At 48.7% G+C, this 19,025-nt stretch carries 27 protein-coding genes and 1 tRNA gene; 25 read left to right on the forward strand and 3 right to left on the reverse strand.

From position 1 onward, the window contains the following. Positions 1 to 98: 98 nt before the first annotated feature. Positions 99 to 788 (reverse strand): LysE family transporter, encoded by a 690-nt coding sequence (locus JW878_02340; protein ID MBN1761907.1) that lies wholly within the window; start codon positions 786 to 788, stop codon positions 99 to 101. An 84-nt stretch (positions 789 to 872) separates the two neighbouring features. Here JW878_02340 and JW878_02345 point away from each other — a divergent pair. The 8 genes from JW878_02345 to JW878_02380 all read left to right on the forward strand — a co-directional run bounded on the left by JW878_02345 (position 873) and on the right by JW878_02380 (position 5,915). Next, a tRNA-Ala gene (locus tag JW878_02345) sits at positions 873 to 944 on the forward strand. Positions 945 to 975: 31 nt separating this feature from the next. Then, on the forward strand, positions 976 to 1,770 hold the full coding sequence (psmA, locus tag JW878_02350) for an archaeal proteasome endopeptidase complex subunit alpha (GenBank protein MBN1761908.1): 795 nt from the start codon (positions 976 to 978) through the stop codon (positions 1,768 to 1,770). A 9-nt stretch (positions 1,771 to 1,779) separates the two neighbouring features. Next, positions 1,780 to 2,472 carry a ribosome assembly factor SBDS gene (locus JW878_02355; GenBank protein ID MBN1761909.1) on the forward strand — a complete coding sequence of 231 codons (693 nt, stop codon included), beginning with the start codon at positions 1,780 to 1,782 and terminating at the stop codon, positions 2,470 to 2,472. A gap of 2 nt (positions 2,473 to 2,474) precedes the next feature. Next, positions 2,475 to 3,149 (forward strand): RNA-binding protein, encoded by a 675-nt coding sequence (locus JW878_02360; GenBank protein ID MBN1761910.1) that lies wholly within the window; start codon positions 2,475 to 2,477, stop codon positions 3,147 to 3,149. Positions 3,150 to 3,170: 21 nt separating this feature from the next. Next, positions 3,171 to 3,908 (forward strand): exosome complex exonuclease Rrp41, encoded by a 738-nt coding sequence (locus tag JW878_02365; protein MBN1761911.1) that lies wholly within the window; start codon positions 3,171 to 3,173, stop codon positions 3,906 to 3,908. A gap of 2 nt (positions 3,909 to 3,910) precedes the next feature. Then, positions 3,911 to 4,690, forward strand: a complete 780-nt coding sequence (locus JW878_02370; protein MBN1761912.1) for an exosome complex protein Rrp42 — start codon at positions 3,911 to 3,913, stop codon at positions 4,688 to 4,690. Positions 4,691 to 4,875: 185 nt separating this feature from the next. Continuing rightward, complete coding sequence (locus tag JW878_02375) at positions 4,876 to 5,403, forward strand: transcription factor (GenBank protein ID MBN1761913.1); 528 nt, start codon at positions 4,876 to 4,878, stop codon at positions 5,401 to 5,403. Next, positions 5,376 to 5,915, forward strand: coding sequence for a TIGR00295 family protein (locus JW878_02380; GenBank protein ID MBN1761914.1), 540 nt, complete (start codon positions 5,376 to 5,378; stop codon positions 5,913 to 5,915). The genes JW878_02375 and JW878_02380 overlap by 28 nt, the downstream gene beginning before the upstream one ends. 98 nt (positions 5,916 to 6,013) lie before the next feature. On the opposite strand, the gene JW878_02385 is transcribed toward JW878_02380, so the two are convergent. Continuing rightward, positions 6,014 to 6,379: a 50S ribosomal protein L24 gene (locus tag JW878_02385; GenBank protein ID MBN1761915.1), complete on the reverse strand. Its 366-nt coding sequence runs from the start codon at positions 6,377 to 6,379 to the stop codon at positions 6,014 to 6,016. Between the two features lie 180 nt (positions 6,380 to 6,559). Here JW878_02385 and JW878_02390 point away from each other — a divergent pair, with 180 nt between their 5' ends. From JW878_02390 to JW878_02450, 13 genes are all read left to right on the forward strand, one after another. Beyond that, positions 6,560 to 7,828, forward strand: coding sequence for an NAD(P)/FAD-dependent oxidoreductase (locus tag JW878_02390; protein MBN1761916.1), 1,269 nt, complete (start codon positions 6,560 to 6,562; stop codon positions 7,826 to 7,828). Positions 7,829 to 7,877: 49 nt separating this feature from the next. Beyond that, entirely contained in the window at positions 7,878 to 8,348 is a 471-nt protein-coding gene (locus JW878_02395; protein ID MBN1761917.1) for a 30S ribosomal protein S15, read from the forward strand. Between the two features lie 33 nt (positions 8,349 to 8,381). Next, entirely contained in the window at positions 8,382 to 8,609 is a 228-nt protein-coding gene (locus JW878_02400; GenBank protein MBN1761918.1) for a hypothetical protein, read from the forward strand. Positions 8,610 to 8,615: 6 nt separating this feature from the next. Then, positions 8,616 to 8,810 (forward strand): 30S ribosomal protein S17e, encoded by a 195-nt coding sequence (locus JW878_02405; GenBank protein ID MBN1761919.1) that lies wholly within the window; start codon positions 8,616 to 8,618, stop codon positions 8,808 to 8,810. 10 nt (positions 8,811 to 8,820) lie between these two features. Next, positions 8,821 to 9,708: a 4-hydroxy-tetrahydrodipicolinate synthase gene (locus JW878_02410; protein MBN1761920.1), complete on the forward strand. Its 888-nt coding sequence runs from the start codon at positions 8,821 to 8,823 to the stop codon at positions 9,706 to 9,708. A gap of 156 nt (positions 9,709 to 9,864) precedes the next feature. Next, a complete protein-coding gene (locus JW878_02415) occupies positions 9,865 to 10,686 on the forward strand; it encodes a hypothetical protein (protein ID MBN1761921.1) in 822 nt (273 codons plus the stop codon). A 193-nt stretch (positions 10,687 to 10,879) separates the two neighbouring features. Next, positions 10,880 to 11,101 (forward strand): type II toxin-antitoxin system HicB family antitoxin, encoded by a 222-nt coding sequence (locus tag JW878_02420; GenBank protein ID MBN1761922.1) that lies wholly within the window; start codon positions 10,880 to 10,882, stop codon positions 11,099 to 11,101. After that, positions 11,094 to 11,339, forward strand: a complete 246-nt coding sequence (locus tag JW878_02425; protein ID MBN1761923.1) for a type II toxin-antitoxin system HicA family toxin — start codon at positions 11,094 to 11,096, stop codon at positions 11,337 to 11,339. The genes JW878_02420 and JW878_02425 overlap by 8 nt, the downstream gene beginning before the upstream one ends. Before the next feature lie 227 nt (positions 11,340 to 11,566). Then, positions 11,567 to 11,794, forward strand: a complete 228-nt coding sequence (locus JW878_02430; GenBank protein ID MBN1761924.1) for a type II toxin-antitoxin system HicB family antitoxin — start codon at positions 11,567 to 11,569, stop codon at positions 11,792 to 11,794. After that, complete coding sequence (locus JW878_02435; GenBank protein MBN1761925.1) at positions 11,791 to 12,021, forward strand: type II toxin-antitoxin system HicA family toxin; 231 nt, start codon at positions 11,791 to 11,793, stop codon at positions 12,019 to 12,021. The genes JW878_02430 and JW878_02435 overlap by 4 nt, the downstream gene beginning before the upstream one ends. A 49-nt stretch (positions 12,022 to 12,070) precedes the next feature. Further along, positions 12,071 to 12,592, forward strand: coding sequence for an N-acetyltransferase (locus JW878_02440; GenBank protein MBN1761926.1), 522 nt, complete (start codon positions 12,071 to 12,073; stop codon positions 12,590 to 12,592). Positions 12,593 to 12,786: 194 nt separating this feature from the next. After that, positions 12,787 to 14,037 (forward strand): ABC transporter substrate-binding protein, encoded by a 1,251-nt coding sequence (locus JW878_02445; protein ID MBN1761927.1) that lies wholly within the window; start codon positions 12,787 to 12,789, stop codon positions 14,035 to 14,037. 82 nt (positions 14,038 to 14,119) lie between these two features. Continuing rightward, positions 14,120 to 15,286: a hypothetical protein gene (locus JW878_02450; GenBank protein ID MBN1761928.1), complete on the forward strand. Its 1,167-nt coding sequence runs from the start codon at positions 14,120 to 14,122 to the stop codon at positions 15,284 to 15,286. Between the two features lie 67 nt (positions 15,287 to 15,353). Here the strand turns inward: JW878_02450 and JW878_02455 are convergent, their stop codons facing one another. Then, complete coding sequence (locus JW878_02455; protein MBN1761929.1) at positions 15,354 to 16,553, reverse strand: DEAD/DEAH box helicase; 1,200 nt, start codon at positions 16,551 to 16,553, stop codon at positions 15,354 to 15,356. Positions 16,554 to 16,742: 189 nt separating this feature from the next. Between JW878_02455 and JW878_02460 the strand changes: the two genes are divergently transcribed. The 4 genes from JW878_02460 to JW878_02475 form a co-directional block, all read left to right on the forward strand. Next, entirely contained in the window at positions 16,743 to 16,979 is a 237-nt protein-coding gene (locus JW878_02460) for a hypothetical protein (protein MBN1761930.1), read from the forward strand. Between the two features lie 225 nt (positions 16,980 to 17,204). Next, positions 17,205 to 17,585: a cell division protein SepF gene (gene sepF / locus JW878_02465; GenBank protein MBN1761931.1), complete on the forward strand. Its 381-nt coding sequence runs from the start codon at positions 17,205 to 17,207 to the stop codon at positions 17,583 to 17,585. Positions 17,586 to 17,640: 55 nt separating this feature from the next. Next, entirely contained in the window at positions 17,641 to 18,138 is a 498-nt protein-coding gene (locus JW878_02470) for a ZPR1 zinc finger domain-containing protein (GenBank protein ID MBN1761932.1), read from the forward strand. 63 nt (positions 18,139 to 18,201) lie between these two features. Further along, the coding region (locus JW878_02475) for a methionine adenosyltransferase (GenBank protein MBN1761933.1) at positions 18,202 to 19,025 on the forward strand (824 nt) is incomplete at its 3' end.

Here is a 19,025-nt window from a genome sequence, read left to right on the forward strand (position 1 = left end):
TTCAGTCCGTACACGTCAAACTACTGTAACTAACGTTCTCCATCTGTAAAATACTTGTGTGAATTTCGCATCACCCTTACTCGCTCGACTTCTCATTCTCAAAATAACCCGGTTAAACCATTAATAACGAAGAGTGCGCCCAACACGATAACAAAGAGCGCTAAAAGCAGTAATATCACTTCGTAGCGCTTGCCCACGAAGAATTTCGAGCTCTTTGAGAAGGAATAAGAGACAAAGGAATACCAGGTCAAATCAGAGAGGAAATGCCCGACGCTCACTAACGCTATTCCGGTCAGTGCGAGCCATTCAAATCCCTTTAACAAGAGCGGGTAGCCTATGGTCACCCACCAGGGGATAAAAGCGGGATTAAACGCAGTGAAGAGCACGCCGCCTACAATGGAACTGTTATACGCATACTTCACGCCGCGCAATCGTATCCCCTTATCGATACCTCCCTGTTCCAGCTCGGATCTCGCCCGCCCCGACTCTTTAATCACCACTACCGCCATCAAAATGAGTGCAATTCCGCCTAGTACGTATATCCACGATTTGTAATCGAGGAAATAGCTCGTCAACCCGAGCCCTAACACCAGTGCAACGATGAGCAGAAGTTCCACGAAGACATGTCCAAGCACGGTAAGGGGCCCTGATAACGCACCTTTCTTCAATGTATCGGACACGACGTAAGCCAGCATTGGTCCGGGTATCAATGCTCCGCTCAGACCGGTAAAAAAGCCTATTCCTATCAGCGATGCTCCGATAATAAACGGTGAAGCGATAAGATCCATTGACGCCCAAGCTCCTCGAACCTGCGAAAACTATTACTTATTTATTGTGCTCTGCTTATTAAGTATCGTGGAGAAAAGGAGGCGGGGCTCGTAGCTCAGTGGAAGAGTGCCTCCTTCGCGAGGAGGAAGCCACGGGTTCAAATCCCGTCGAGTCCATCGGTACGAGTAGAAAAAGAAGGTGATATGAATGCAAATGATGCCACAAATGGGTTATGATAGGGCAATAACAGTCTTCAGTCCGGATGGACGGTTATTTCAGGTGGAATACGCACGAGAGGCGGTGAAACGAGGCACAACCGCCATAGGAATAAAAGCACGCGATGGCGTTGCGCTCTTGGTGGACAAGAGGTTGACTTCCCGATTATTGGAAGGCGGCTCGGTGGAAAAGATTTTTCAATTGGACGACCATATTGGCGCTGCAACTTCGGGATTGGTCGCCGACGCACGAATGCTGATTGATCGAGGCCGGCTCGAAGCACAGATAAACAAAATCGTTTATGACGAACCGATCGATGTGGAGACCTTAGCGAAGAAGATATGTGATTTTAAGCAAGCGTATACGCAACTTGGCGGGCTTCGACCGTTTGGTACCGCGTTACTAATCGGCGGCGTGTATAACGGCGATAGTTATCTCTTTGAGACCGATCCCAGCGGTGCATTACTCGAATATAAAGCTACTGCGATCGGTTCCGGGCGAAGCGTGGTCATCGAGCTCCTCGAGCAGGATTATAAAGAAGATCTCTCCATCGAGGATGCCATCGTGCTTGGTCTGGAAGCCTTGTACAAGGTAACCGAAGGGAAGCTTGACATCACCACCGTGGATGCGGGTCTCGCGGAATCGGCGAAGAAGGAGTTCCGGATATTAAAGGCCGATGAGCTGGAGCCCTACATAGCGAAGGTGAAGGAGAAGGCGGAGAGCACGAGCAAGAGTGAAAGCGAGAGCGAGAGTGCGAGCGAAGGCAAGAGCAAGAGTGAAGGATAGCCAGATGCAATGGTCAGTTTGGACAAGGCAGTAATAGCACGGTATAAGCACGGTAAGAAGATTTTTGAAGTTCTTGTCGATCCTGAAGGGGCCGATTTAGTCAGGGGCGGCGCTAACGTGGAAATAGAAGGAGTCTTAGCAGCAGATGAGATATTTGCCGATGCGTCCAAGGGCAAAAAGGCGACGGAAGAGGATTTGATGGGCGCTTTCGCTACCACAGACGTTGTGGAAATAGCGGGGGAGATCATAAAAGAAGGCGAGTTACAGCTCACCACAGAGCAGAGGCGCAAGAAAGTCGAGGAGAAGAGGAAGACAGTAATCGAGCGGATCGCACAGATCTGTATAAACCCGCAGACAAACACGCCCCATCCGCCTACACGAATCGAGATCGCACTGACCGAGGCGAAGGTGCACATTGACCCGTTCAAGAGCGTCGATGAATTGGTAACCGAGGCAATAAAGGCGCTACGACCAATAATTCCGATAAAGGTCGAGGAGACCGAGATAGCGCTAAAAATACCGGCACCATATACCGGACAGGTCTACGAGCTCAAGCGGAATTTCAACGTGACGCGGGAAGAGTGGCAGCAGGACGGCTCGTTTATAGCGATGGTGAAATTACCGGCGGGGATGAGAGACGATCTCTTCTCCCTTTTGAACCGGATAACCAAGGGTGAGGCAGAAACGAAGATAGTGAAGTGATTATGATGTACAAAGTAGTAGTTCCAGGGGATTTTCTCTCCGATGAAGTGAGTCGCGCTGGCGAGGGTACGTATGTCGACAACGGTAAGGTATACGCGCTGAATTATGGCATAGTGAGCGACAAGGGAGCGATAAAAGTGGTCGCGCTTTCTGGGAAGTACGTGCCAGCGAGGGGCGATGTCGTGATCGGTAGAATAATTGAGCTCTCGTATCCGTTTTGGATCGTTGATATCGCATCTCCGTATGAGGCGCGCTTACACCTCTCCGATTTCTCACGAGGTGCAGAAAGACGGATAGATTTTAGCACGATGAGTAACTACCTGGATGTGGGCGATTTGATCATCGCGAAGGTGCAGGATGTAGACCCACTGATGCGAATAGATTTGGACTTGAAAGACGAGATTAAGATCGGTGATCGGGGTCGATTGATAGAGATCTCGCATACGAAGGTGCCTCGTGTCATCGGACGGAGTGGTTCGATGATAAAGCTGCTGAAGGAGAAATGCAAATGTTTCATTTTTATCGCGAAGAATGGCCGTATATGGATAAAAGGCCAGGAAGAGAATATGAATCTCGCCACGCAGGTGGTGTTGATGATCGCGAACGAGGCGCATACTTCAGGATTGACGGATAGAGTGGCGCATTTTTTGGATTCTTATGAGGAAAAAGAAGCATAAAGAAGGGGATGAAGAATAAGGATGAAAGAAGAAGGAATAGAACTTATAAAAGATGGAAAGAGATTAGATGGACGCGGTTTTGAGGAACTCAGGCCGATAAAGATAGAAGTTGGCGTGTTAAAAAGGGCAGATGGGTCCTGTTACTTTGAGATCGGGAATAATAAAGCACTTGCTGCTGTTTATGGGCCGCGGGAGATGCATCCACGGCACTTACAAGATGCGAAGACCGCTGTGGTGAACTACCGGTATAATATGGCACCGTTTTCCGTGGATGAGCGAAAGCGACCGGGCCCGGACAGAAGGAGCGTGGAGATCTCTAAGGTGAGTAGAGAAGCCTTAGACTCGGTGGTTCTCAAGGAATATTACCCGAAGACCGCGATTGACGTCTACGTGGAATTACTCCAGTCGGATGCGGGAACGAGAACGGCAGGCATCAATGCTGCTTCCGTCGCGCTCGCAGACGCGGGAATACCGATGAAAGATCTGGTTTCGTCAATCGCAGTCGGTAAGATCGAGGGTGAAGTGGTATTGGATATGAACGCCCCGGAGGATAACTTTGGTGAGGCGGATATGCCGGTGGCCATAATAGCGAGGACGGATACCATCACCATGCTACAGATGGACGGCCGTTTTACGAAAGATGAGTTTACACGGGGTCTGGAGCTCGCGAAGAAGGCCTGCCACGAGATATACGAGTTGCAAAGGGCAGCGCTCTTAGATAAATACAGCGAACGTGCAGGAGAAAGAGGTGAGGAATAACTATGGGTTTTGAAATTGTAGAGGATATCCGTAAGGATTACGTGTACGATCTATTAGGGAGCGGTAAGCGTATAGACGGCCGTGGATTCCTTGATTACCGTGAGATAAGCGTGGAGCGGGATCTGATAAGTAAGGCGGAAGGTTCTGCTCTTGTGAAGTTCGGCGACACGTCGGTCTTAGTGGGCGTCAAGCTCGAGCTAGGTGAGCCTTTTTCTGATGCGCCCAATAAGGGGATCATAATGACCAATGCGGAACTCCGACCGGGAGCATCGCCGGATTTCGAGCCAGGACCGCCGAATGAGAACAGTGTGGAGCTGGCGAGAGTGGTGGATCGAGGTATCAGAGGTTCAGAAACCATCGATTTAGAGAAGCTGTGTATAGCAGAAGGCGAGAAGGTCTGGATGACGTTCATCGATATCCACGCATTGGACAACGACGGGAATCTGATTGATGCCGCGGCATTGGGTGCTATTATTGCTCTTTTGCATGCCCGCGTACCAAACGAGCGATTCGGGATAACCGGGGCGGACGATACGCTTACGATCAGGGACACGCCAGTGGCGGTAACAGTAGTAAAAATCCGGGATGCTTTTCTGGTAGACCCGAACTTGTCTGAAGAAACCGCAGCTACCAGCAAGTTAACGGTGATTTCAAATGCCGATGGCACGTTATCAGGCGTGCAGAAGAGCGGCCGCGCGGGTCTAAATGCAGACGAGATAGCCGAGATGGTAGATATAGGAATAGAGAAGGCAGGTGAACTAAGGGTAAAGTATTTAGGATAAACCGGAGAGCATCTCCCATCTCAGGATAAGGTTGGGGCGAATATTCTAAAACTCCTCTCGTCATGGGGTTCCGAATCTGGATAAGCGCGCTTATCTTCTCTTTCCCTTTTTGCGGGCTTTAGTTACGTTACAGAGGGCACGGTAGGTGGTGTAAAAGTTTATTTTGTCTGAAGTTAAAGTATCTAATGGTGAGAGCGGTTACGATGTTGGAAGCGGATAATCCACTGGTAAAGGAATATTTCAAGAAGATGATCGGGGATGAGGGCGTGCGAATAATGGAGAACATTCCAGGTGGAGAGATAACGGATGAGGAGATTGCGAAGCGAAGCGATACCAAACTCACTGCGGTAAGAAAGGTTTTGTACGTGTTATATGAGGGCAGGATCGCCGAATACCGGACCGAACGAGATGACACTACTGGCTGGATCACCTATTGGTGGAGCTTCAATCACGACAACATCAGGCGAATGATGGAAGAGGAGGCGGATGCCACGCTCAAGGGGTTGCGAGAGCAGCTTGAATACGAACAGAACGGCGAATTTTACCGATGCCACTGTCAGTCTGTTTTATTTGAAGAGGCTGCGGAGCGAGAATTCTGGTGCGAGGAATGCGAATCAACCTTTGAATATTTCGATAACGGTAGTTTAGTAACCGATATAGAGAAGCAGATAAAAGAGCTAGAGAAGTGGAAGAAGAACTTAGAGAGGAAATAAAACGCGATTGTATCGGGTTACTGCGAGCGGCCGGCTGTGACGAGGGCGTTATCAACCATTGCACTGCGGTTGCCGAGCTTGCATTGGAGATCGCTCAGCATCAGCATAACGATATGGTAGATGAAGCGCTGGTTTTAAGGGGCGCGTTACTCCATGATCTTGGCAGAGCGCGGTCGCACGGTATCGACCACGGGTTGGTGGGTGGCGAGCTGGCACGTGAGCTGGGGCTGGACGAGCGTCTGGTGCGGATAATACAGAGGCATGTCGGCGCGGGAATAACAGCTGAAGAAGCGAAGGAATTGGGATTGCCTCCTGTAAATTTCGTGCCGGAGACGATGGAAGAGAAGATCGTCGCGCATGCTGACAATCTCATCGAAGATCAAAAGAGGACGAGCATAGAGGCGGAACTATCAAACGTAAAAGCGAAATTAGGCGAATCGCACCCATCGATAAAACGACTGATCGCGCTCCATAAGGAAGTACTAGGGCAGAAAGAACGTAACGTAGAGTAGAGTAACGTAACGTAGAGCAGAGCAAAGCAGTTGAAAAGCTCACCCGTTATTTAGTTAGTTTAGTTAGGTTGGGGTGGGGGTATGCACGGTCTTTTTCGTTATCGCTTCAATGCAAGTTCCCGCAGCTTATCTTTCACATCCAACTTCGTAATCACGACATTCGAGGGATGTATGGGTCGTGGCACTTCGGACAGATCAGACCGTGCGACAACGATGCCTTCCATCGTTATCTTCTCCTTCTGCGGGTCGACGGTCCTTACTTTACCTTCCTTTCCTTTATCATCGCCCCGTATCACCCGTACCGTATCCCCTTTTCTCACGGGGAAGTTCCTTCTCCCGTATTTACCTTGAAGCTCCTCGGAAAGCGGTGCAGTCATGAACTTGTGTCGTACATGCAGTGGTGCGTTATACCTTTCCTTTCGCTGCTTCCTCGGCTGCTTAGACTTATCGGTGGCTTTCATCATTTTTATCGCTTCCTTTATCCCTCTTCTTGTGACGGTTTCTTACACGGTCACTATACCCTCTTTCGCTTTTATTCTTATAAATTTTTAAACGTTATACGTGCTTGGGGATCTGGGATTGATCCTCTCCGATTTAACCTTCTCAAGTATAAGATAAAAGGCTTGGAGCGTTGATGGATAGGTATGCGTGATTACGATGTTGTCGTGGTGGGTGGCGGTCCCGCAGGCTGCATGGCTGCGAAATATGCGGCAAAGGCAGGTGCGTCCACGCTGATCGTTGAGGACGATGCGGTGATCGGCGAGCCAGTCCAATGCGCGGGACTTATAAGCACACGAGCACTAGCGGAGAGTGAGCTCGGGCATCGCAACGCATTTATACAGTGCGAAATACGAGGTGCGGTTGTTCATTCGCCTTCCTACGACTTAACGCTTGAATCACCGACGCAGAGGGCGTTTGCCATACGGCGTGATGTCTTTGATCGGGAATTAGCGAAAGCGGCGCAGAAGGCAGGTGCAGACCTCATGCTCAAGAGTAGAGTCAAACGGGTGCGGCAGCGAGCGGGTGAGGGTGAGAGGACGCAGGAGATAGCTGCCGTTACGTCGAAAGGCACAGAGGAAATAAAAGCAAAAGTGGTCATCGGGGCGGATGGTGTGAAGAGTACCATAGCGCGATTAGCAGGGCTCACGGTCGCACAGAGCACCCTGGCCTGCGTGCAAATAGAGGCTGACTACGTAACGGAAGAGGGGCTTGCGGAGATCTTCGTGGGTAAAACCGTTGCACCAGGCTTCTTTGCCTGGGCCATTCCGCTTGGTGCAGGTGCAGGTGCGGAGAATCGTGCGAGAATCGGGCTCTGTATAGACAAACGGGTCTCACCGCATTCCAGCCCCTTGCTCTTTTTAAAACGGAATTTAGAGCAGCATCCGGTGATAGCGCGGAAGTACAAGGGCACGGTCTTTAGCAGTACCGCAGGGAGAATTCCCATACCGGTAAATGCGGGTGGCCTGCGAGGACAAAAATCGCGGACGGTGAAAGTGGATACGGATGCAGATACCGGGATACTGCTGGTCGGCGACGCGGCAGCGCAGATCAAGCCGATCACCGGCGGCGGTGTGTATTACGGTATGAAATGCGGGAAGATAGCGGGTGAGATGGCTGCACGAGCATGCTTGATGGGCGAGATAACGATGCTGAACGATTATGAACGACGATGGCGCAAGGAACTCGGGCGGGAAATAGCGGTGGGGTTGAAGGTGCACCGGTTACGGTGTGTACTGAGCGACAAGGACTTCGATACGATTGTTCATACGCTGTTGAGAAGCGCGATGGCACGTCGGATAAAGAGTGAGGGTGATATGGATTATCCCGCGATGCTCGTTCACGCGCTTCTGGCGAATCCCAGCCTCATTCGAGTGATGGGACGGAACATCTTAAGATATTTATATACGAAGTAGACATAAGATAAGTAGGCAAAGGCACGTCGAGGGCTTTTGGAAGGAGAAAATGGCAAGGATATACGCGAGAAAGCGAGGGAGATCAGGTTCAACACGACCATTTAGCTTGAGGCTCAAGCAGGCTTCACCTGAGTGGGTAGAGATGAGCACAGAAGAAGTGGAGAACAAAGTGGTAGATTTGCATAATCAAGGGCTGTCAACGAGTCAAATAGGAGTTCTCTTACGGGACAGTTACAGCGTGCCAAGCGTTGCACTGGTCACCGGGAGGAAGCTAACGCGGATTTTAAAGGAGCGTGAGAGCGCGGATAAGCTGCCTGAAGACCTCCAGAATTTGATGCGAAAGGCGCTGAGACTGCGGAAGCATCTTGGCGTGAATAAGATGGATATTCACAATAAAAGGTCATTACAATTAACGGAATCCAAGATACGACGGCTTGTGAAGTATTACAAACGGAAGCAGGTCTTACCAGGGGATTGGAAGTACAAGCCGGAAACAGCCGAGGTGATTTTGCGAGGGTAGGCAGCACACGTAAAGGAGCGAAGATATACGAAAATGAGAGGGTTTGGGGAATTATTGGTTGGTTTTGCGTTGGTGGCTATCAGTTTTGTGGGCATTTGGTATCTCATCGACGAGGTCTTAGCGGTTCTGCTGGGAGTCATCCCCCTCGTGTTGCTGTTCTTCGGTGCGTTGTTCGTGATGATGGGCGTGAGTAGTATGAGAATGAAGAGTGCGGAGCCAGAAGGCTGGAGCGCGGAAAGCGGCGATGAGGGGCGAGAGTGAGTACCAGTGGGCGCGATAAAACCGACGTATATAAAGAGTTTGGGGAAGAAACTGTTGACGGAAGTACCGGAGTTCACCGATGATTTTGAGGTTAATAAGAAGCTCGTGGAAGAGAACACGAATGTAAAAAGTAAGGGAGTAAGGAATAGGATAGCGGGATATATAACCCATAAGAAGGTAAAAGAAAGTAAGGAGGAGTGAGCTGAGCGGGATGTTGAGAATAGAAGGTGTTTATACAGCACTGATAACTCCTTTTACGAACGACAATGAGGTAGATGAGGCAGGTCTGAGACGACTTGTGGATTTTGCGATCGAGGGCGGTGTCTCGGGGATCGTCCCCTGTGGCACGACCGGCGAATCAGCAACGCTTTCGCATGACGAGCATAAGAAGGTAATCGATGTGGTGATAGACGCTTCGACGGTGCCGGTAATCGCAGGCACGGGCTCGAACAACACGCAGGAAGCGGTCGAGTTCACGAAGCACGCAGAGGATGCCGGTGCTGCCGGATGTCTCTTGATAACTCCATATTACAATAAACCGAATGTAACGGGACTGAAAGCGCATATCGCGAAGATTGGCGATGCCGTTGATATTCCCCTGATTCTGTACAACATACCGTCGCGAACGGGTCAGAACATAAGTGCCGAGACGCAGATAGAGCTTGCGGCCGAGGTCCCGAATCTGAAGGGTGCGAAGGAGGCTTCGGGCGATTTGAAGCAGGTTGGCACGATCATTCAGATGGCGGCGGAGCGGGGTTTGGACTTCGCGGTAATGGCCGGCGATGATTTCCTCACGCTGCCGATCATGAGCCTGGGCGGTAAGGGTGTGATCTCGGTCGCGTCAAACATCGCGCCGAAGGAGATGTGCGCGATGGTGGCGGCGATGTCGAAGAACGAGGTTGAGAAAGCGCAGGAGATTAATATCAAGCTCTATCCGCTATTTGACTCGATGTTCTTGGAGACAAATCCGATACCGGTGAAGAAGGCTGCGGAGCTGATGGGACTGCCAGCGGGTAATGTGAGGCTGCCGCTCGGCGCATTGAGCGAGGCGAACGTCGAGAAGTTGCGCACCGTACTGAAGGGGTTGGGGATGGCGTAGATCGTGGTATACTTAGAGGCAGGCATCAATAAGGAGAATATACTCAATATGCGGATATAATATCAAATTATAGTAATATCTGCAATACTGCAGATACACCGGAGTTAGATGAAATTGTACATTGTGATTTATTAAAAAAGTAATAGGGGGATAAAATTGAAAAAAGAATCATCAGAAGGATTAATTGATTTTAATGTTGATCAAACTGATGGTGTTGACTTATTAACAGCTGAAGGTGTTGTAAGATTGTTCAGTGAAACAGTAATGAAATATCCATCTAAATCCATTGATATCTTTAATTACAACATTCAAAAAGCGAAGATTCTATTGGCTCTATCATATAAAATAAAGAAGGTTTGGCCATCAATTGTTGAATATTTTAAAGAACCAGAAGCACCACCCTCTAGTTCACCTTGGATGGAATTAATCTCTGGAATAGGAAAAGCATTTGAAGGAGGTTCTGCGTCATATTTTGTTTTTACTGAACAGGCAGTTGTAACTTCAGTTTCAGCAACAGAGATCTATTATCGGGATATACTTGCAGAATCAATCAATTCTGATTTACGAATTGCAAAGAGATTCGCAGATAAGGAGATTCACATAACTATTGATCAGTTATTCCAAATAGATTTTGAATTGAAAAGTGAAATTGGGATTTTTCTTGTTGAAAAAATAGATTTTCAAAAGGTTGACAATATTATATCTTCGTATAAAAAGGCGTTTGGGAATGAATTTGGGAGTATGATGCTGGATGATGATGAAATTGTAACTTTAAAAAAGATTTTTGGAATTAGACATTTATTCATTCATAAAGCCGGAAAGTTAGATAATAAATTCATATCAAATACGAATATTCAGAGAGATATAGGAAGTCATTTTGTTGTTACCCGTAAACAAGTAAATGAAATTATTAATTTCTTAGAAAAAATCGTAAATAAATCCGAAAATTTAATTTCTAAAAAGGGTTCTAAAAAATAAATCACAATTAAAACGCAACTCTCGTTTGCCTCGGCCCTTCGGCCCCGAATTATAGAGCTTTTATGCGCAAGGCGCCAGTTACGATGAGCTTTTGGCTGCATTGTGCTGATAGAGGCGAAGAACCTATCTGAAATGCCGTTACTTTAATTATCTTAAAACTATTATATCCAATTGGAGGTATGTATAAGCCGAAATGAAAAAATTACATCTCCCCGTTATTATTGAAGTTGATGAAGACGGCTATTACATCGTGAGCTGTCCGCTCTTTAAAGGCTGTCATTCCTACGGCGAAACGGTAGACGAAGCGTTGGAGAATATACGGGAAGTTATAGATCTTTGCCTTGAGGAGACGAAGCTGGAGGAGCTCAACAAGTTCGTGGGCTTTAGAGAGCTGGAAATAGTCCAGAATGCCTAAACTCCCGGTGCTTAAAGGTAGAGAACTTATAGCGTTTTTGGAATCCATTGACTTTAGAGTTACTAGAACGAAGGGCTCTCATGTACGATTGAAATCGGACGATGGGAGAGCAACCACGGTTCCTCTGCACGGGAACAAGGATATACCAAAAGGGCTTCTGCGTAAAATAATCAGAGAAGACTTGGAACTAAGTTTAGAAGAATTTTTAGAGTTGTACGAGCGGTATAAAGGGAAATAATTGTGATTAACCATTTTAAAAACGCTTTTCGCTCTTTTCAACAATAATGATCCATATACGACCCGAAAAAACGGAAGATATCGCAAGCATCGGCGAGCTTACCAGACTCGCCCCTTTTGTGCCGTGATAACCCAGCCAGCGGAACGTTATGCGACGTAAATGCTTGGAAGCTATTATTTTTAAAAAGTGAATGCTATTATAGTGATAGGAATACATTTTTAGCTACGATGACAAATAGTTACCGTCTCTCCGTGGTGATAGAGAAGGATGCTGATGGCTATTTCGCCTTCTGCCCAGAGTTGCAAGGCTGTTATACGCAGGGCGATAGTTACGAGGAAGTTTTAGAGAATATTAAAGATGCGATTCGCCTGCATATTGAAGATAGGATAGAGGACGGGGAAGCGATCCCACATATTGAAGCTATAAGCCTGACCTCTGTGGAAGTGGCGGTATGAGCGAGAAACTCCCTCGAATTACGGCTAGCAGAGTACTTAAAGTCTTGGAAAAGGCGGGTTTTGTCTGTGTTCGCCAAAGCGGAAGCCATAAGATTTACAAAAACAGCGAAGGAAAACGAGTAACGGTCCCCTACCACTCAAAGAAGGTTCTTCATCCTAAAGTCTTGAAAAGTATTCTGAGCGATGCCGATCTGACAGTAGAAAGATTCAAAGAGCTAATGAAGTAACTTAGCCGAAACCCTTAAAAAACGTGCTATTTTTAGCTACTAAGGATGCATGATCCACATACGACCAGAAAAACCGGACGATATCGAAAGCATCGATGAGCTTACCCGACTCGCCTTTGAGGGTGAGGATGAAGCGAACTTAACCGCGGCTATTCGTGCTTCAGACTACTTCATCCCCGCGCTATCCTTAGTAGCTTTAGACGATACTGATCAAACAGTCGGCCACATTCTTTTCAGTCCCATCACCATCGAATCTTCTGAAAGATCGGTAGAGGCATTAGCACTCGCCCCGATGGCCGTTCTTCCTGAATATCAGAACCGAGGGATTGGCTCTCTGCTGATCCAGCACGGACTGGCAGCATGTAAGAAGCTCGGCTATACGATTGTGGTCGTGGTTGGGCATCCTGAGTACTATCCACGGTTCGGGTTCAAGCCCGCACGCGACTACGGCCTTGAGGTGCCGTTTGAAGTGCCTGACGAAGCGTTTATGGTTTGTGAGCTTGTTCCTGGCGCGTTGAAGAACGTACAAGGCGTGGTGAAGTACAGTCCGGCGTTTGATTCGGTTCTGTAAAACCTTTTGGGCTTGAACGGAAAACTCCTTGCAATCCTGAAATCCCAAAACTCTGCGGGGCTTGCATGATGCAGGGCAGGGTCAAGGACGGTTTTGAGTGGATAGAAATGTTTAAATAGGGTAGTCATCGAGAATTAGTTACAGAAGTCGATAGCTAAGATAGCCAGGCCAGCCAGAAAAGGTGATAGATGAAAATGAAAAAAATAGTGGGTATGGTACTCTGTATCTCTCTAATTCTAGGTGCTTTTTTGAGTGGGTGTGTTGAACCGCAACCGGAATCGCAACCTGAAACACAATCCAGAACTATAACGATTGGTGCATTATTGCCATTGACCGGAGACTTGTCTTCGCTGGGCGAGAGTAGCAATGCGGCATTGGCGGTGGGTTTGGAGGAGGCCAATACCTATTTCGCGGAGATTGGCGCGAACACAGAAGTTGAGCTTATCATCGAGGATACCGAGACTGATACTGAGGTGGCTCTCGCGAAGCTCAAGAAGCTTGATGAAGCCGGTGTTAAGGTTGTTATTGGTCCGGTATCCAGCACTGTCCTGAGCGGTATAAAGGATTATGCAGACGAAAATGGGATCGTGCTCATCAGTTTGTCAACAGCACCAGGTCTTGCAATAGCAGATGACAATGTCCTGAGGTTGGTTCCAGATGATAGTGGCCAAGCAGGCGCGATTACAGCACTGATGCAGAGAGACGGGATAAAAGCTATTGTCTCTATTGTCCGGGATGATGTGTGGGGAAATGAGTTATATGGGGCGGCAAGAAAGCAGATGGAAGGAGTTAAAGAGCTTGAAAAGGTAACCTATAACACAGCCTCGGGAACATTCTCTGAACCACTTAATGTCGTAAATGCAAAAGCGGAGGAAGCTATTGGGAACTATGGCGAAGGCGCGGTTGGTGTCTATCTTGTGAGCTTTGAGGAGGGTATTCCGCTCTTGAAAGAAGCCGCAGGGTACGAAGCATTGGGGAACGTCAAATGGTATGGGAATGACGTGCTCGCAAACGAGCAGAAGATTGTTGAGGATGCGGTGATTGCAGATTTTGCCATAAAGACCGGTTTGATCAATCCGGTATTTGGAAGCGAGGAAGAGACGCCGACTTTTGAGTATGTTGAAGGAAGAATAACAGAAATGATAGGGAGAAAGCCAGATGCCTATGCCATTGCGGCGTATGATGCATTCTGGCTTGCAACGAACGCGTACATGGATAATCCGAATGATGCGAGCATAAAGAAGGTGTTAGTAATAACTGCAGAGTACTATTATGGCGCTACCGGCTGGACAATATTGAATGAGGCTGGAGACAGGAAATACGGCGATTATGACCTGTGGACGATCAATGAAGACCGTGAGTGGGAGATCGCCGCACGATACCAGATTGACCCCGGGGTCGGTGGGAGATTACTGGTTGGAGAAGAGATGAACCGAGGCTACTAGATCCTTTCACCGCTCCTCTTCGAGAAAGCTTCTTTTATTTATCCGCGCGAGCCATCATAAAAGCACGGAGAGCGATCATGCCATGAAAAAGAAGCTATCCGAGATCATTGCTCAGGCACTTTATGACGCAGGCGCGGCAGTCACCACGTATGTCCCTGGTTATGGTGGTACCGAGGTCTTCGCGAAGTTCTGCGCAATCACGAACCAGAAGCATCCAATCTCCTTCAACGAAGAGGTTGCCTATTCCATTGCGCACGGTGCGAGCTTGGCCGGCGTACGAGCTGCGAGCGTGATGAAAGCGCACGGGTTTGTCAAAGCAGGCAACAGCGTTATCGATTCGTTGTACGCAGGCACCACCGCGGGATTTGTTACGGTCATCTTCGACGATAAAGAAGGAATACATTCGGATAGTATAATTAACATTGCTGCGTTTCTCGACGGAATCGGTATTCCGTACCGATCAGGCAATCCCGAAACGATCTACCAGGATGTTGTTAGCGGTTTCGAGCACTCGGAACGATATCAACTCCCGTATGCGCTTATCGTTGAGGCACGTGAACTGGACCGGCTTTCTGCCATCGATTCAAGAGCGGTTCGTAGCAAAAGTTGTAGTTACAAAAGGGAGATCACGCAGCACGTACTGTGCCCGTTCTTTAGCGAGTATCAGCACGAAGTACTTCGCGCCAAACGGCAGCAGGATGGCGAGTGGACGAAGCAGCCAAAACCTGCGGTACCTACAATCTCTGATTCGTTACCCGACCGATGGAAACCCGTTGCTGAATCGTACGCTACGTTGTTCGCAGTATTTCGATCTATCCGGGGCAAAATAGTGACCGGAGATACTGGCGTGTCAAGCCTCTTTGCTTTCCCACCGTACAACTGTGTCGATATAACGACGTATATGGGCGGCAGTATCCCGCTTGCGATCGGTGCGTATTTGGCGGGCTACACGAACGTATGGGCAGTAACCGGCGACTTCTCGTTCATCGCTGCGGGACATCTGGGTCTGCCAGAAGCGGTGCAACGCAAGATCCCGCTGAAGATAGTGCTCTTTTATAACGGCAAAACAGAGACAACCGGCGGGCAGCCCATTCCTGAAGGCACACTTGAACGTATCGTGAGTGGGTATGGCGATTCCGTAAGATATATCCATGACCCACAAGATCGCCATGAGATCGAGTCCGTACTACGCGAAGCAGCCAACGCGAAAGAGCTGCGAATAGTAATCGCGGACTACCGAGAATGGTGAAAACCGGAAAACCGTGAGTGGGATATGCCCCCCAAAAAAGGTATAGGGGGAGAGTACGAGGGGTGGATTAAAAATGGCTTGCCCTACTCCTATAGGCCGCACGCCCTCGTGGTCTCATCGTATTCCTTTTTGGTTGGTCTTTCCACTTTATTCCTACTTTCTTTACCTCGGGGAGTCGTTCTTCAGTTATCGTGACGTCTTTGAGATGCATCACCCGTCTGAAACTATCGTGATCCCTGCTTGTGAGGATATTAATTGCTCTCCCTTCTTCCCCCGCTCGTGCCGTTCTCCCTATCCGGTGAATATAATCATTGCTGTCCTTCGGAATGTCGTAATTGTAAATATGCGACACACCAGGGATATCAAGACCTCGTGCGGCGACATCGGTGCAGACAAGAACACAGACGTTCTGAGCATGAAATCGCTGCATTACCCGATCTCGCTTGTCCTGAGTCAATCCGCCATGAATGGCCAGCGCATCGATTCCCGCAGCTTTGAGGTTGTTGGCCACAAAGTCTGTATTCTTCCGCGTATTGCAGAAGACCATGACCAGCCCTGCCTTTTCGTGCTCCAATAAATGGACTAACAACGAGAATTTCAGATTATCAGGGGCGTCATAGTAAAACTGCGTTAACTTTGTCGGATCGACATACGTCTCTGCAGCAACTTCAACGGGCGCCCGCATATATCTCTGCGCGAGCTGCGCGATCTCTCGTGAAATGGTCGCGGAAAACAAGAGCGTCTGCCGCTCTCGCGGGCACTCTCGTATTATCTGCTTCACATCATCGATAAAGCCCATATCCAGCATTCTGTCCGCTTCATCTAACACCAGTGTGTTCACCGAGCGTAAATTGATTGTCCTTCTTCCTATATGGTCCAGAATCCTACCCGGGGTTCCTATAACCACATCCGCTGTCCTCAACTGCTCCATTTGTGGATTGATCGACACCCCGCCAAAAACCGCGATGATCTTTAGCGGCTTGTACTTCGAAAAAACCCGTAAAGCAGCTGCCACTTGCTGTGCCAGTTCTCGTGTTGGCGTTAATACCAGCGCCTGAATTCCATCTCCTTTCTTAGCTTTCTGAATGATGTCCGCTGCAAAGGCAAGCGTCTTTCCAGAACCTGTTGCCGCGCCCGCGATAACGTCCTCTCCCGTAAGAATTAACGGAATCGATTTCTCCTGTATCTCTGTTGGCTTTTCAAACTCTTCATCTTCTATTGATTTTAAAATAGGCTCAATAATACCTAGCTTTCTAAAATATTCCATTCTTTTCTATTCAAGAAAAAAGTCTAAACCTCTCTCTTATCTACCTCTCTATGCTATATGTTTCGATTACTACTATATAAAGGTTGTAAGCATAATTCTATGAATCTTCGATTCTAACGCAACGCGCAGCGCCTGAATTCCGGCCGGCAATCCGATAATCAGTCCGCCAGCTATCCCTTCTTCTTTTTTATGACGGTCATCAAACGATACAACGGCTCAGTCAGTTGTACCGGAGAGAATGAACACATCTCTCGAATCCCCGTGAGCGCTATTACAGCATTGGTATCCGCGTGCGAGCAAACGCGCTTTTTCAGCGCGGGCCTGTTTGTTCAGTGCGGTGTGGATTGCCTCAGGGATCGCTGCCACTCGAAGGGCATTATCCGTGCCGCTTCTACGGATGTCAACGGCTCTTCGGCTGCTGAATAGGCTGCTGAATAGGTACTGTGCCAGTTCTGAGGGTTGGCACCAGGCAGGGAACTATACGACCGTGTGCGAAACCGGCGACTTCTACGAGGCTCAACCAAAACGCTCGCGATTTCGAACGGCATGCACTAGCATACAATAGTTTTTAATTGATCGGGCCATATCTTTAATGTCAGAGCGAGAAATAGATTATTCATGCATGATGCATGATGAGTGAGAGGGGGAAAAATGGGATTAAAAGAAGGTTTCGAGAAGCTATTTGTGAAAAAAGAGGGAATACGTGACGAGGATGATTATCAGGACTTGGACTTAGAGGAGTACGAAGAGGAGCTCAGGGAAGAAGAAGGCGTACGGATGTACATAAAGCTCGCGGAATTGACAGGGTTATACGACATTCCCGATTTGAAGAAGGAGATCTACGGTGGTAATATCTTAATTCTGGACATATCCCTGGCGAAGCAGGACAAGGTGCTGGTAGAGAAGGCGATAAAAGACTTGAAGATGGCGGCATTCGATGTGGGCGGAGACATCGCGGGCATCTCGGATGACCAGGTGATTGTAGCGCCATTAGGCATTAAGATCGAACGGAAGAAGCTGACCAAGAAGTAGCGTAGCAGCCTCCTTTCTTTCGGGCTGCTGTGCTGTGCAGGGGAGTTACCGTGCCGTGAAAGAGACTTGTCCACTCTGTGGGGCAGAAAGCGAATTACAGGTTGTACCCTATGACATTCCCTTCTTCGGCGAAGTGATGATTTTTACCGTGGTTTGCCCCTCGTGTGGCTATCACGCTACCGACGTACTGACGCTCGCAGAAGAGCAGAAGAAACGATGCGAGCTGGTGGTCTCGTCGATAGAGGATGTCAACGCAATCGTCGTGCGGTCTTCGTCAGGAACCATTGAGATCCCGGAGTTGGGCGTAAGCGTGGAGCCGAAGCGCGGGGAAGCTTTTATATCTACGGTCGAGGGCGTGCTGAAGCGTGTGGAGAACGTGGTGATGATGCTGGCCAGAGATGGCGCGAGCAAGAAGCGTATAGATGCGGTACTGAAGCAGATAGATGAGATAAAGTTAGGTAAAGCAAGTATGACGTTAATAATTGAAGATCCTACGGGTAACAGCGCGATAATTCCCAATAAACTTTTCTATAAAAAAGAAGAGGGTACTTAATAGCTAAACAATCTCATGCGTAGGTGTTTATTGCGATAAAAGAGCGTGAAAGAGGGCGTAAAAATGGGTATGCGGGATACGATGGAGAAGAACATAAAGGTGGAGTTCGTGAGCAGGGAGCCGATGGAAGAGCAGGCGATAGAGATAGTGGAGCGCAAGGGGCTCGGTCATCCAGACAGCTTATGCGACGGTATTGCAGACGCGGTGAGTGTAGCGCTGTGTAGAGAATATCAGGAAAAGTGTGGTGTGATTCTGCATCACAACACGGATAAAGTGCAACTCTCTGCCGGCAGGTCACATCCGTGCTACGGTGGTGGCGAGGTCATTTCGCCGATCTATATACTGCTGGGTGGACGGGCAACGCGCGTCTTTCAAGGCGAGGAGATCGCCGTTGATACCGTGGCCATCCGTGCGGCGAAGGAGTATTTACGAAACGTCAGGAACCTGGACGTCGAGAGTCACGTGATCGTGGATAGCAAGTTGGGAGGAGGTTCTTCGGATCTTATCGAGGTCTTCAAGGGTAACAGGAACGAGATCGGGAACGAGACCGCAGAGCCGAGTGTGCCGATGGCGAACGATACCTCGTTTGGCGTTGCCCATGCGCCGCTTTCGGAGACGGAATCGATAGTGCTCAACGTCGAGGAGAAGGTGATGGCGGAGTTCAGGGACCAGGAGAAGGCGATTGGCGAGGACATGAAGGTGATGGCGCTGCGTGAGCGAGACCGGATAACGTTGACGGTGGGTGACGCGTTCGTCTCGAAATACGTGGACGATTACGATCACTATATAGAGACGAAGCAACGGTTACGGGAGTTTATCACCCGCGTCGCGAACGACTATACTGCATGCGACGTCAACGTGCTGGTGAACATGGCGGACATGCCCGG

Source organism: Methanomicrobia archaeon, assembly GCA_016930255.1.
In the GTDB taxonomy this organism is placed as follows: Archaea; Halobacteriota; Syntropharchaeia; order Alkanophagales; family Methanospirareceae; genus JACGMN01.